This is a genomic window from Arthrobacter sp. M2012083 (genome assembly GCF_000281065.1).
Taxonomy (GTDB): Bacteria; Actinomycetota; Actinomycetes; order Actinomycetales; family Micrococcaceae; genus Arthrobacter.
This window is the reverse complement of record NZ_AKKK01000026.1, coordinates 1-13,609: the sequence shown is the minus strand read 5'-3', so window position 1 is coordinate 13,609 and position 13,609 is coordinate 1. Positions and strand designations below refer to the sequence as shown.

General features: G+C 62.5%; 13 protein-coding genes. 5 read left to right on the top strand and 8 right to left on the bottom strand.

Going from position 1 to position 13,609, the window contains the following annotated elements; translation table 11 throughout:
- Nucleotides 1-9 precede the first annotated feature (9 nt).
- The 8 genes from A477_RS0113275 to A477_RS0113240 are packed head-to-tail and all read right to left on the bottom strand — an operon-like array spanning nt 10 to nt 9,070.
- Nucleotides 10-1,344, bottom strand: coding sequence for a mannitol dehydrogenase family protein (locus tag A477_RS0113275; protein WP_017199470.1), 1,335 nt, complete (start codon nt 1,342-1,344; stop codon nt 10-12).
- A complete protein-coding gene (uxaC, locus tag A477_RS0113270) occupies nt 1,341-2,732 on the bottom strand; it encodes a glucuronate isomerase (protein WP_017199469.1) in 1,392 nt (463 codons plus the stop codon). The genes A477_RS0113275 and uxaC overlap by 4 nt, the downstream gene beginning before the upstream one ends.
- A 3-nt stretch (nt 2,733-2,735) precedes the next feature.
- A complete protein-coding gene (locus A477_RS0113265; protein ID WP_017199468.1) occupies nt 2,736-3,656 on the bottom strand; it encodes a sugar phosphate isomerase/epimerase family protein in 921 nt (306 codons plus the stop codon).
- Nucleotides 3,653-4,846, bottom strand: a complete 1,194-nt coding sequence (locus tag A477_RS0113260) for a Gfo/Idh/MocA family protein (RefSeq protein ID WP_017199467.1) — start codon at nt 4,844-4,846, stop codon at nt 3,653-3,655. The genes A477_RS0113265 and A477_RS0113260 overlap by 4 nt, the downstream gene beginning before the upstream one ends.
- Nucleotides 4,843-5,691 carry a sugar phosphate isomerase/epimerase family protein gene (locus A477_RS0113255; RefSeq protein ID WP_017199466.1) on the bottom strand — a complete coding sequence of 283 codons (849 nt, stop codon included), beginning with the start codon at nt 5,689-5,691 and terminating at the stop codon, nt 4,843-4,845. Before A477_RS0113255 ends, A477_RS0113260 begins: the two co-directional genes overlap by 4 nt.
- Nucleotides 5,692-5,693: 2 nt before the next feature.
- Nucleotides 5,694-6,629 (bottom strand): carbohydrate ABC transporter permease, encoded by a 936-nt coding sequence (locus tag A477_RS0113250; RefSeq protein ID WP_017199465.1) that lies wholly within the window; start codon nt 6,627-6,629, stop codon nt 5,694-5,696.
- A complete protein-coding gene (locus A477_RS0113245) occupies nt 6,626-7,699 on the bottom strand; it encodes a carbohydrate ABC transporter permease (protein WP_017199464.1) in 1,074 nt (357 codons plus the stop codon). Before A477_RS0113245 ends, A477_RS0113250 begins: the two co-directional genes overlap by 4 nt.
- Nucleotides 7,700-7,711: 12 nt before the next feature.
- A complete protein-coding gene (locus A477_RS0113240; protein WP_017199463.1) occupies nt 7,712-9,070 on the bottom strand; it encodes an ABC transporter substrate-binding protein in 1,359 nt (452 codons plus the stop codon).
- Nucleotides 9,071-9,204: 134 nt separating this feature from the next.
- Between A477_RS0113240 and A477_RS0113235 the strand changes: the two genes are divergently transcribed.
- The 5 genes from A477_RS0113235 (at nt 9,205) to A477_RS0113215 (ending at nt 13,505) form a co-directional block, all read left to right on the top strand.
- Nucleotides 9,205-10,221 (top strand): LacI family DNA-binding transcriptional regulator, encoded by a 1,017-nt coding sequence (locus A477_RS0113235; protein ID WP_017199462.1) that lies wholly within the window; start codon nt 9,205-9,207, stop codon nt 10,219-10,221.
- Nucleotides 10,222-10,288: 67 nt separating this feature from the next.
- Nucleotides 10,289-11,110 carry an NAD(+) synthase gene (gene nadE / locus A477_RS0113230; protein WP_017199461.1) on the top strand — a complete coding sequence of 274 codons (822 nt, stop codon included), beginning with the start codon at nt 10,289-10,291 and terminating at the stop codon, nt 11,108-11,110.
- Between the two features lie 273 nt (nt 11,111-11,383).
- Nucleotides 11,384-12,034, top strand: a complete 651-nt coding sequence (locus A477_RS0113225; protein ID WP_017199460.1) for a PadR family transcriptional regulator — start codon at nt 11,384-11,386, stop codon at nt 12,032-12,034.
- Between the two features lie 77 nt (nt 12,035-12,111).
- Nucleotides 12,112-12,870: a MerR family transcriptional regulator gene (locus A477_RS0113220; protein WP_017199459.1), complete on the top strand. Its 759-nt coding sequence runs from the start codon at nt 12,112-12,114 to the stop codon at nt 12,868-12,870.
- Between the two features lie 44 nt (nt 12,871-12,914).
- The gene (locus A477_RS0113215) at nt 12,915-13,505 is read left to right on the top strand and encodes a TetR/AcrR family transcriptional regulator (RefSeq protein ID WP_017199458.1); all 591 of its coding nucleotides are present in this window, start codon (nt 12,915-12,917) and stop codon (nt 13,503-13,505) included.
- Nucleotides 13,506-13,609 lie beyond the last annotated feature (104 nt).

The following is a 13,609-nucleotide window of genomic DNA, read 5'->3' as shown; positions in this document are numbered from 1 at the left end:
GCTGGTGGTCTAGGCGTGAGTACTCGTGGCGGTTAAGGAGACTTGCTGCCGATGGATGCGGGATACAAAGGCAGTGTCCTTTGCCAGTTCAGGGCTGATGAGCCCCACCAGGGCAGCGGTGCGGTGTTCGCCGTCGAGCCTTTTCGCGTCCTTGATATCGGAGGCAAGGGGATCATGGAACTGGGCTGTGGATGACAAGTAGGCCACCCAAGCAGCGATCATCCGGGCCGCGCCGTCTCCTGATCGGCCCGCCCCGCGTTCGGCAGCCAGGACCGGCAAGGCGCGCATCCGCAGCTTGGTGGTTCCGTCCATGGCGATCTGGGTCAGGTGATGCGCAATCCGTGAGTTGCCGAAACGCTCCAACAAAGCCTTCCGGTACTTTGGGATCTCCAAGTCGTCGCCGGTCAGGTGCCGGGATGCCTCGTCCCAGAACCCTTCCACGGCTCCCCTGCACACGTCGTCGGACAGCGCTTCGGCTACGGTCGCGTGCCCGCGGACCAATCCGGCGTAGGCCAGGATGGAATGCGAGCCATTCAGCAACCAGAGCTTCCGGTTCTCGTACGGTTCGATGTCGTCCACAAATACAGCCCCGGCGTCCTCCCAACGGGGCCGGCCGGCAGGGAAGTCCCCGCTGAGGATCCAGTTGTGGAACGGCTCGGTGACCACTGCAGCCTCGTCCCGGTAGCCGCATGAGTCCGCGACGACATCGAGGTCTGCCTGCGTTGTCCGTGGCGTGATCCGGTCCACGGACGTGCTGACGAAGCTGACATTGGCATCGATCCATGCGGCCAGCCCGCGGTCCTTGGCACGTGCCAACGCGTCAACAGCCTGCCTGGCCACGTTGCCGTTGTCCGCGAGGTTGTCGCAGCTCACCACTGCGATCGGCCCGTTTTCGGCGTCCCTGCGGGCGGCAAGGGCCGTCACCAAGCGAGCCAACGGCGTCGGTCCTCCAGTGCTTCCTGTCGCATCCACTGCATAGGCAGCTTCGGTGATGGTCAGCGTGAGGACAGCCGTAGCTGGTGCAGCTACAAGTTCAGTCAGCCGTCCGACGTCGGCTCCATCAATGGCCTCAACAATGCTGCCGACTATTTCAAAGGTGTCGCCGCTGCCCGAACGTTCCACCACCGTGAACACCCCGTCCTGTTCCGCGAGCACGGTGGCCGCGTCCGGTCGCCGGCCGGTGAACGCGGCGATCCCCCACTCTGCTGCGTCCCCGGCGTGCTGCGTGTACCACGCTTGGTGGGAACGGTGGAAGGCTCCCAAACCGAGGTGGACGATGCGGATGGGCGGCTTGGGTCGGGACCCGTTGCGGCTCAGCCGCGGACGTGTCCGGTCACCGGTCACAGTTTGAAAACCCTTCGCGGTGAGGAATCCACGACGTCGACAATCAGCTCGTGCGCGCGGTCCTCGCTGATGCGGTGCTCGGCAACCAGCCTGGCGAGGAACGAGGCCTCAATCCGGCGTGAGGCGTCATGCCGCGCCGGGATGGAGCAGAAGGCGCGTGTGTCGTCGATGAAGCCGGAGGACCGGGAGAAACCCGCGGTTTCCGTCACCGCCGAACGGAACCGGAGCATGGCATCCGGGGCATCAAGGAACCACCACGGCGCACCGATGTAGACCGAGGGATAGAAGCCTGCCAGCGGTGCGAGTTCCCTGGAAAAAACGGTCTCGTCAAGGGTGAAGAGGACCAAGTGGAAGTCCTTGGCGGTACCGAAATCCTGCAGCAGGGGACGGATGGCTTCTGTGTAATTGGTGGCAACGGGTATGTCGTGGCCGGTGTCTGCCCCGAACATATCGAACGTTGGCTGATGGTGGTTGCGGTACGAGCCGGGGTGGATGGTCATCACCAAGCCGTCCTCCACGGACATCCTCGCCATCTGGTACATCATGTGGGCTTCGAACAGGTCGCGATCCTCCGGGCGTGCCTGCCCGGAGCGGGCCTTTTCGAAAAGTGCCACTGCGTCGGCTTCGTCCAGCTTGACGGTCGCCGGGGTCCGGACACCGTGATCCGCGGAGACGGCACCGTGGTCCACGAAGTACCGGCGGCGATTCTCGAGCGCGGTGAGGTACCCCAGGTAGCCGCTGCCGCCGTCGGACGCCTCTGCGATGATCCGCTCCACGTTGGCGGCCCATCGCGGGTGCGCGATGTTGATGTAAGCATCCGGGCGGAACGTCGGAAGCACCCGGCTGTGGAACGAAGGATCCTCCGCGAGCGCGCGGTGGCTCTCGAGGTTATCCAGGGGGTCGTCAGTAGTGGCAAGGACTTCGATGTTGAAATCCTTGAACAGCTCGCGCGGACGGAATCCCGGTTCCGCGAGTTTGGCAAAGATGGAATCGAAGCTGGCATCTGCCGTCTCCGCGCTCAGTTCGCCGTGAAACCCAAAAACAGACTCGAGCTGGGTCCGCAGCCAGTACCCTGACGCGGTCCCATCGAACAGTGGCCAAGCTGCACAGAAAAGTCGCCAAATCTCGCGTGGTGCGGCGTTGCCTGGCTGAAGCTTGTCCAAGCCAATTCCCGATGCGTGGATGAGGCGGGTGACGTAGTGGTCCGGAGTGACCAACAGGGCAGCAGGATCGGGGAAAGGGGTGTTCTGTTCGATGACTGCTGCGTCCACATGGCCGTGCGGTGAAAGGATGGGCAAGTCCTGAACGCGTTGCAGCAGCTCGCGGGCGATGCCGCGGGTGCCGGGATCGGCAGGCAGGAGGCGGTCCGGATGGGTGGCGATGGACATGGCTCAGCCTTTCGGGACGGAGTCGGCGGCGCCGGCGACGGCAAGTCCGGCGAGTGTCGCGGCGCGGCGCAGGAAATCCAGGTTTCGGGCCGTCCGCTCGGCGAGTGGAACGTCGGTTGAGAAGTCCTCCACAGTCACCCAGCCGTCGTAGCCAGCGTCGGCGAGCGCCTTGAAATAGGTCACCACGTTTCCAATTCCTTCTTCGAGGGGCGCCCATTCACTGGCCCAGACGGCACCGCCAGCAGGATCTCGGCGGTCCGTGAGAACCCATCGGGCGTTCTTCACGTGAACATGGGCAAGGTAGGGGCCCAGCAGTTGCAGCGCGGGAAGCGGCGACTCCCAGCCTTCGATCAACAAGTTTCCGAGGTCATGGATGACGCCCACATGCTGCGGATCGAGGCCATCGAGGAGCCGCCGGGCGGACGACGCCGAAGCGGTCACCGTTCCGTGGTGCAGTTCCACCAATGCTTTGACGCCGTGGTGGGCCGCACGCTGCGCAACCCATTCATAGTGTTTCCGCGTGGCGTCGAACAGCTCGGGATAGGACAGCCCCGTGGGTTCCTGGCCCCCCATTGTGGAGTTGCCGAGCGGAAGGACGTTGACGCGGACTTGCCCGGCACCTAACGCGGCGGTCGCCGCGAGGACGCGTTCGACGTCGTCGTGGTTATCGCAGCGGGCGTAGCCACCCAAGCCTGAGTACTCCAAGCCGGCGTCGGCGGTGATACGCGCAATGTCCGGCAGTGATTCCTCAAGCCCGGTCAGGGGCCAGGTGGCCTTGTTCCCTGCCCAGAAGCCTGGTTCCGGGGAGTCTGCCTGGTCCGTAATCCGCCACTCGATGCCGTGCCATCCTTGGGCTGACAGCTCCATGGCGGCTTCCTCGGGGGCCCACTCCGGCGTCGAGGCCGTGAAAACTGAGAACTTCATGCCCTGACCTCCTCAAGCCGGCCGTTGCCCGTCCGGACCTGGACACCGTTGTACTTTCCTGCAGTGACATCGGCGATGAGGACCGGCTGGCCCAACGTGGCCGAAACGTAGAGTGCGCGCACCGTGGCAAGGGCCGTTACAGCGTCCTGGATGGTGACACCGGCGGGCCGACCATTCCGGATGGCGTCCACAACGTCGCGGTATTGGCGAATGTGCCCGGCCGGGTAGAGCGTCGGATCCAGGTTCGTCTGTGTGGTCGGTTCAGCGAACCTGGCCAGTTCCGCTTCGGCTTGGTTGCCGGCGCCCGGGAAGCCCATGGGGCCACTTTGCGTCTCTTCGTCTGAAGCGGCCGCATGGAAGAACCGAAGACTGTCATTGTCGATCACGGCAGAACCCTTGCTGCCCATGACCTGCAGCCTGACGGTGAGCCCGGGATAAGCGGCTGTGGTTGCGTGGAGCACGGCCAGCGCGCCCGATTCGAACGTGACGGTGGCAACCGCAGTGTCTTCCACCTCCACATCAGTGTGCGCCAGGAGCGCGGTCTTGGCACTGATTTCCACCGGGCGGCCGAGGAACCACAACAACAGGTCAACGGTGTGGACGCCTTGGTTCATCACGGCTCCCCCTCCGTCCATGGCCCACGTACCGCGCCAGGCACCGGAATCGTAGTAGCCCTGGCTGCGGTACCAGCTCACAGATGCGATAGCGGACGTGAGGCGGCCAAAGCGCCCGGCGCGTCGAGCCTCGTCCACCACGATGCTGGCGGGGTCGAAGCGGTGCTGGCTGATGACGCTCGCAACGAGTCCTTTTGCTTCCGCGGCTTTGGCCGCCGCCAGGATTTCATCCGCGCGGTCCAGGTTCACGTCCAGCGGCTTCTCGATGACCACGTGCTTGCCGGCGTCGAGCACTTCCAAGGCTTGCTCAATGTGAAGTCCGCTGGGGGTGGCAATGATGACGAGGTCGACGTCGGCGCCGGCGAGCGCTTCAGCGAGGCTTCGGAAGGTGGCCGGGCGTGCGGCGCCGTTGTCCTCGATGTGCTGGGCAAGTCCCTCGGCCGCTTCGGTGATTTCGTCTACCAGCGCCGTGACCTGAAGGTCGGCGATTTCAGCAACGGAGGCGGCATGCGTGCGTCCGATGGTGCCGCACCCGGCGATGGCTACGCTGAGGACTTTAGGGGTTTGAGTGCTCACTTGGTTTCAACTCCTGCTTCGTTCACGACTTTGGCAAAGGCACGGGCCGCCATGCCGAATGCGGTGGGCCCTGAGAATCCACCGAGTCCATGCGCACCGGCCAAATGGGGTTCGAGGCTTGCGAATCCTACGAAACCATCAGCCTTCAGCGCCTCTACAGTGCGCAGCAGATCACCGTCGCCTTCACCTGCAGGAACAACGATGCCGTCTGCGAATCGTGCGTCCTTGACCTGCAGGTACTCAAGGTGGGGACGGAGCTTTGCGTAGCCTTCGTCGAACGGCTTGACGCCCACCTGGACAAAGTTGGCCGGATCCCAGGCAACTTTCAAAGCCCGGGACGCAACAGATTCGATGATGTCCAAGACGCGATCCGGGGTGTCTCCGAAGATGTCTTTTTCGTTTTCGTGGAGGAGGACCACTCCGGTCTCCTCGGCCACTGCTGCGAGGGCACACATCCGCTCGATGACGTCGTCGCGGATGCTGTCGGCCCCTACTCCTTCGCCGTAGTAAAAGGAGAAGACCCGGATGTAGCGAGCACCCAGGACCTGCGCTGCGTTGGCGGCCCGGCGAAGGCGCTCCACCTCGTGTTCCACCGGCAATGAGATATCAACTTTGCCGATGGGCGAAGCGATGGCCGAGACCCCCATACCTGCCGCGTCCAGAAGATTCTTCAGCTCTGCCAGTTGCTCCGGGGTGAGGTCCACGATGTTGGTTCCCCATGCGCTGCGGACCTCGATGTGGTTCGCACCCAAAGCCTGGAGTACCGCGATCTGCAGCACGGGGTCGTCGTCGATTTCGTCTCCGAAGCCCGAGAGCGTCCACTCAACTGTTGCTGAACCGGTCATGGCTATTTGACTCCTCCGGCGGTGAGACCGCCCACTAGGTAACGTTGGAAAATCAGGTAGAGAATCACTACTGGTGCCGCGCAGACGAGCGAGGCCGCCATCATCTGTCCGTACAGCGGGATAGCGCCGCCTTCTTGCGAAGCCCCGAAAATCTGCAGCGCTACAGCTGCTGTTTGGCTGTCAGGCCGAGTCATCACCGAGGCGAAGAGGACATCGTTCCAGCCGAGAAGGAACGCGAAGATTCCCGAAACCACAATGCCCGGCCAGCTGAGCGGCAGGATGATGCGTACAAGGACGCCGAGGTTGCTGGCGCCGTCGATCCGTGCAGCCTCCTCCAGTTCACGGGGCAAGCCGCGCAGATACGTCACCATCACCCAAGTTGAGAAGGGCATCGCGAACGTCAGGTACGTGATGAAGAGGCCCCACTGGGTTCCGATGACCTGGACTCCCAAGTAGCTCGCTGCCGAGGAGAAGAGAACAAACACGGGCAGGACCATCAGCGTGCCCGGCACCGACTGAAGCGCAAGGAGGCTCCTCAGAATAGAGAGCCGTCCACGAAACTGGTACCTGACCAGCACGTACGCGATGGAGACAGACATCGCTGCTGACACCACTGCCGTGGCCCCGGCTACGAGCACGCTATTGGCCAATCCCTTAGCCAAGCCAACGCTGGACCAGATCTTGGTGTAGTTCTCCAGGGAGAACGTGGACGGCCAGAACTCACCGTTGGCTACGCCGATGTCTGAGTTCACTGATGCCAGGAAGATGTACGCGACCGGGATCAACACAATGGCACTGAGCACCGTGAGGATGATCGCAAGCATGGGACCGGGCAGAAGCCGGGTCACTTCATGCTGGCGCTTGGAGCCGGGCCTGAACGTGGTCCCTGCTGAACCCCGGCTGACCGTGCCGCGGACGGAGGTTGTTGATGCGCTCACTTCTTGCCTCCAGGCGTCTCGGCGTCGTCCAACTTGACGGCGCGCAGGTAGATGAAAAGCGGAATGGCGATCAGCACCAAGGACACAAAAGCCATGGCGGCGCTGAGACCGAAGCGGAAGCTCTGGAAGCTGGTGACGTAGGTCAGGATCGGAAGCACTTCGACGTCGGCCGGGGCCGGTACACCGAACAGCACGAACGGGAGCGTGAAGTTGTTGATGTGATGCAGCATGCCGATCAGGAAGGCCAACGCGAGCGGACCCTTAAGATACGGGAAGATGACATAGCGCAACTTGTTCCACCACAGTGCGCCGTCCAAGGCCGAAGCCTCATGGACCTCGTGATCCACGGACTGCAGGCCGGACAATGCCAGCAGGTAGATGAAGGGCCACGAAGCCCAGATCTGGACCAGGATGAGCGTCCAATATGTTTGCGGACCGTTGAGCCACAGCCCGCCATCCATGCCGAAGGTGCCCAACGCTGAATCCACTACACCGTCAGGCTGGAACATGGTCCGCCATACCGTCGCCACAACGAACGACGGCAGTACGTAGGGAATCAGGAATATCGAGCGGATCAACGCCCGGCCCTTGAAGGCATTCTGCGTGGCCACGGCTGCTGCGATACCCAGCGGCAATGTGACCACCATGGCGATCAGTGAGTAGCTGACGCTCAACCACACTGAATGGAGCAGCGGCGAGTCGGTCAACGCCTCCACAAAGTTGTCGACGCCGATGAACGGTGCACTGACCCACTTGCGTAGCGTGTACTGGTCCAGGTTGAGGGCCGACATGTAGATGCCCAGGAACAGCGGAATCACAATAATGACGAACATCAGGAGTCCGCCGGGGATCAGCATCCATAAGGGACGATTGCGCTCGCTCAACCCCTTGCGGCGGACAGGTTTCTTACCGCGGCCGGCGGGGCGGCTCCCGGGTTGGGTGGTGCCTGTGCCTGCGGACGGTGTGGCATCGGCGTCGGGCGCTTGGCCTGCGGTGCTGGACCGGGCCAGCTGCCCTTCGGCAGCCGGGCCCGTCGCGGCCTTCAATTCCCTGAAGGAGTCAGTGGACATGGGAAACCCTGCCTAGGACTTCGCGGCCCGGTCGAGGGACGCTTGGCCCTTGGACTGTGCATCCTTGAGCCGTGATTCCAAGGCCCCGTCGTCCACGGAACCGTTGGCCAGATCCGGAATGGACTGGACGGTGACGTTCAGGAGGCCCAGCTGGATATCACCCCACGCACCGGTGAACGGTGTTGCCTTCGACTTGCCCGCGGCCTCGGCGATCGGCTGGAGCTTCGGATCTGTCAGGGACGCGAGCGCCTCTGCATTTGCAGGAAGCTCGCCGAAGATCTTCTGGTAGTTCAGCTGCTCTTCCTTGGAAGTGATGAGCTCGATGTACGCGAACGCCAGGTCCTTTTGCTGCGAGTAGTCAGCAACCACCACGTTGTCCCCGGAGAGGATGCTGGCGGCCTTGTCGCCGTCGCCCTTTGGCGCTGTTTCACCCGGCGCCGTAGTGGGCATGACCGAATAGGCGTACTTACCCGCGATGGCTGACTTGTCCAAGGTGGGAACGGAGCTGGACGTCGTCATCATCAGGTAGCCGGCCTTGCCCGACGCGAACGCGGCTACGGCGTTGCTGTTGCTCCAGCCGATGGCGGCCGGATCCACTACCTTGTCCTTGGTGAGCCAACCGAAGTAGGTCTCGTAAGCTTTCTTGACCGTTGGGTCGTCCATCTTCAGGTTGGTCCCGTCCACCAGCGGGTTGCCGGCCTGGACCGACATGGCCCAAATGAACTTCCACGGGTCAAAGTTGTCCTTGTACCCGGTGGCAAGGCCGAAGGTGCCGGTCCCGGCATTGGTCATTTTCTTGGCCTGCTCGGCCAGTTCGTCCCAGGTTGTTGCCGGCTTCTCTATGCCTGCGGCGGTGAGGAGGTCTTTGTTGTACGCCATGACGAACGGGCGACTGACGAACGGAATTCCGGCCATGTGTTCAGCGTCCGGGCCGGAAATGCCCAGCGCGGCTTGGTTGAAGCGGTCCTTCCCGCCGACTTTCTTCCAGTCCTCCTCGGATAGCGTCACGAATGCTTTGGTGGCATAGGCCGTGGGGGTGAACGTGGTACCCAGGCTGTAGACGTCCGGGCCCTGGCCGGAAACCACTGACGTCTGAATGCGGGTCAGTTCGTCGTTGGCAGATGCGAACGTTTCGAACTCGATGTCCGCACCCGTCTTTGCCTTGAACTTCGCGGCAATGTCCTTGAACCATTCCTTCTGCTGCTCGGGATATTGGTTGTTGACCCCGGTAAGGACGCTCAGCTTCTTTCCGGCGCCGTCTACGGCACCTCCGGTGCTGTCCGAACTGCTGCCGCTTCCCCCGCAGGCGGTTAAAGCCAAGGCGGCCGTTGCCAGAACGGCGGCCAGCTTCGCTGACGGTGTAAACCTCATTGTTTCCTCCTTGATTACCAAGCCCGCAGGTGGTGGTGGCGTGCGTCACAGGGGCTTCGAAGTTGAGTCTAGGGAGTTGGCAATCAAGGCGGCAAGCGTTTGCCAAAAGTTGCCAAGAGTGCTGCAATCTTCCTATGGGAGAGACCAGCGCAAGGGCAACAGCACCGACTATCCGGGACGTAGCAGAACGGGCCGGCGTGGCAACTTCAACGGTTTCCAGGGCGTTGTCCAACCCGGACCGGGTGAACCGCCTGACCCGCGAACGCATCGAAAAGGTAGCGGCCGAGCTCAACTATGTCCCCAGCTCACAGGCCCGCGGGCTAAGTTCCGGACGCACCAACGCCATCGCCCTCCTTGTTCCCGACGTCACCAACCCCTTCTACTTCGACATCATCCGGGGAACGCAGAACCAGCTAAAAGCCGCCGGCTACACGCAGTTGCTCGTGGACACCGAAGAGTCCGCCGAAATGGAAGCAGACACCCTCCGCAAGATGCAACGGACGGCCGACGGATTCATTCTTGCCGCATCCCGACTCACGGACGCTCAGATCCTCGAGGCAGCATCGTCACAAGCGATTGTGACCATCAACAGGTCTTCCTCCAACGCACCCACGGTAGTGATCGACACCCCGGGCGCCGTAGTCCAGGCGCTGGAACACCTCACGTCCTTGGGTCACAGCAGGATTTGCTACGTCGGCGGCCCGGCGTCGTCCTGGTCCAATGCCAAGCGATGGAAGACCTTTGAGGACGAAAGCCGCGACCGTGGGCTCACCACGTCCCGGGTGGGTCCATTCACCCCGAAGACTACATCCGGTGCGGCAGCAGCAGACGCGGCAGTGCGGACAGGAGCCACTGCCTGCATCGTCTTTAATGACCTGTTGGCCATCGGCATGCTGCAGCGCCTCCGCGAACGCGGCATACGCGTGCCCGGTGACATGAGCATTGTAGGGTGCGACGACATCTTCGGCGCCGACTTTTGCAACCCGCCCCTTACCACCATGGCCTCGCCGATTGAGCAGGCCGGGCGCGTGGCCGTCTCCATGTTGCTGGCACAGCTGGATCCCCTGAACTCCGGATCCAGCAGGCGCCTTGCCGTCATGCCCACGCACCTCACGGTCCGCGGCTCCACGGGTCCGGCCCCCGCCAATTAGCTGACATTTGTCCTGGACGCGCGCAATATGGTTGAGCGTCCATAACCATGCTGACTAGTGTTGGACCATGCGCGAACTCCAGGCCAAGATCATTGAAGAAATGGGCGTCCAGCCCCGGATCGATCCTGCGGAGGAGATCCGCAAACGGGTCGCCTTCCTGAAGGACTACGTGAAGGCGACGGGGACTAAAGGCTTCGTACTGGGCATCTCCGGCGGCCTCGACTCCACCCTGGCGGGGCGACTGGCCCAGCTGGCGGTCGAGGAGCTCGAAGCCGACGGCGCAGAGGCGAACTTCGTGGCCGTCCGCCTCCCCTACGGCATCCAACACGACGAAGACGACGCCCAGGCAGCCCTGGACTTCATCAAAGCCAAGACCGAGTGGACCTTTAACATCTCCCGCGCCGTTGATGGCTTCGAGGAAGAGTTCGAGAAAACCACCGGCGCGGAAATTTCCGACTTCCACAAGGGCAATACCAAGGCCCGTGCACGCATGATCGCGCAGTACGCCCTGGCCGGCGAACACAATTACCTGGTGGTGGGCACCGACCATGGCGCTGAGTCCGTCACGGGCTTCTTCACGAAGTTCGGCGACGGCGGCGCGGACATCCTTCCGCTGTTCGGCCTGAACAAGCGCCAGAACCGCGCAATCCTGGCAGAACTGGGCGCTCCGGCCCGCCTCTGGCAGAAGGTCCCCACGGCCGACCTCCTGGACGACAAGCCCGGTCGCACCGATGAGGACGAGCTGGGCATCACCTACGACCAGATCGACGACTATCTTGAGGGTCGCGAGGTGGCCGAAGGCGCAGCAGAACTCATCGAGCAGAAATACCTCCGCACGCGCCACAAGCGAACCGTTCCGGTCACCATCTTCGATACGTGGTGGAAATAGTTACGTCCCTTTAGACCAACCACGACCGCTGGACCAACCACGACGGCGGGTGCCGGCTTCCCTTGGAAGTCCGCACCCGCCGTCGTGCTTTAACCGACGCTCTCTCACAACCCACGGGATTCCCGCCGACGCTCTCTCACAACCCACGGGATTCCCGCCGACGCTCTCTCGCATCCCGATTCCAGGTATTGACGAAGCGATATTTACCGATATATCGTTAACTATCGCCGATACTTCTTCGGTGAACCACACAACCGAGAGGACGATGCTGCTATGAAAGGCATCAACGAACACGACAACACCTTCCCCGAGCACGACCTCGGACACCCCGGACACGGACACGGCCGTGGGCGCTTCAACCGAGGCAAGGGCCGCCGCGGTCCGGGCGGGCACGGCGGAGGCGGATTTGGCCCGGGCTTCGGTCCTGGCGGATTTGGCCCAGGCTTCGGACCCGGCTTCGGACCGAGGGGCTTCGGTCCCGGCGGATCACGCCGAGCCAACCGCGGGGACGTCCGCGCAGCGATTCTTTCGCTCTTGGCTGAGGCCCCTTCCAACGGTTACGGCCTGATCAAAACGATCGCAGAGAAGACGTCCGGGGCATGGCGTCCCAGCCCCGGTTCCGTCTACCCGACGCTGCAACAGCTGGTGGACGAAGAACTGATCGTCGCCGTCGGCGAGGGTCGGCGTACCGAGTTCACGCTCACTGACGACGGCAAGGCTTACGTCGCCGAGCATGAAGAAGAGCTCGCCAACGCATGGAACACCGAGGCCGACGGAACAGGCGCAGCATTCCACCAAAGCGTCGGCAAGCTCATGGGCGTCATCCACCAATTCCGCGGAGCCGCTACCGACGAACAGCGCCAAGCGGCGATCGAAAAGCTGGACGAAACCCGTCGGGCTCTTTACCTGATCCTGGCTGACTAAGTGCTGGTCAGCATCCCCTTGACCTTGACGTAACGTCAACCTCTACTGTCGAAGGACAAGCACAGGACGGAGGACGTATGGACTGGTCAATTCAGGAAATTGCCAGGATTGCAGGGACCACCAGCCGCACGCTGCGTCACTACGACGACATTGGGCTGTTGAAGCCAAGCCGGACCGGCCATAACGGCTATCGCTACTATGACGGCCCGGCTCTGGTTCAGCTCCAGCGGATCATCCTGCTCCGGGAACTTGGACTTGGACTACCGGCCATAGCCGAGGTTCTTGACCGCGAGACGGATACCGTCAAAGCGCTGAGCAGCCATCTGGAATGGCTCGCCCAGGAGCAGGACAGGCTGACCAGGCAGATCGCCTCCGTTCGGCAGACCATTGACACGATGAAAGGGGATGGAAAGTACATGGCACAGAACATGTTTGATGGCTTCGACCACACTCAGTACAAGGATGAGGTGGAGGAACGCTGGGGCAAAGATGCCTATGCCGCAAGTGATTCCTGGTGGCGCGGAATGAGCGCCGAGGAAAAGCAGGAGTGGAAAGTCCGCGTGGAGAAGCTGGGCGCAGACTGGATCTCTGCCGCAGAATCCGGGGTTTCACCGGATAGCGAGGCGGCGCAAGACGTGGCGCGACGCCACGTCGAGTGGCTTCGCGGCATCCCTGGAACTCCCTCCGCCGCTCCCGGCGGAGACGCCAAGGGCTACGTCGAGGGCCTCGGAGAAATGTACGTAGCCGACCCTCGATTTGCCGCCAACTATGGCGGAGAAAGAGGCGCAACTTTCGTCAGGGATGCTCTGAGGGTTTACGCGGAAAGGAACCTGTAGACGGTCAGGATGCGCCGATCATGGTTAGGCAATAGTCTGGCCGAATGGGTACAAGCACCGTAAAGTCCGGCGAACAGGTTGACAGGCAGAAACGCATTCTCGACGCAGCCCTGGAACTACTGTCCCGCCACGGCATTTCGGGTATCAACATGCGCGCTGTGGCGCGTGAAGCCGGCGTCGCTCTTGGGCTTGTGAACTACTACTACGAAGACAAGCCGAGTCTGATCCGCGCGGTTCTTCACCAGATTGAAGCGCACGACCTCCTGCTGGTGGAACCCAAGGCTGCGTCAACCCCGGACGAGCAACTCCGGGAGTCGCTTCGGCGCGTTGCGGACCCCGGGCTTCTGACCACACCTTACCTATCCCTCCGCCTCCACTTGTGGGCCCTCGCCCAGGCGGATGAGGAGTTTGCGCGAATCAATGCCGCGGCCTTTGAGAGATACCTCCAAGGGCTCGCGGCCTTGATCGGCAATGCAATTCCGGGCCTTTCCCCGAACGAATGCAAGGAACGGGCGGCCGACATCGTAGTAGTGCAGAACGGCATGTGGCTCACCACGCTGTTGGGCATCGACAAGGCGGCCATTGAGCGGGGCATTGCCCGCACGGAGCAGATAGCTTTCGCCCCTCCGGTATAGCTACCCGGTCCCGCGAAACCTTGCTGCGGGCTCAGAAGGTGTTGGAGAAGGTGGTTGTGGGCAGTCCCGTTCCTGTGAATTGGTAGTTGAGGGTGGTTGGGGAG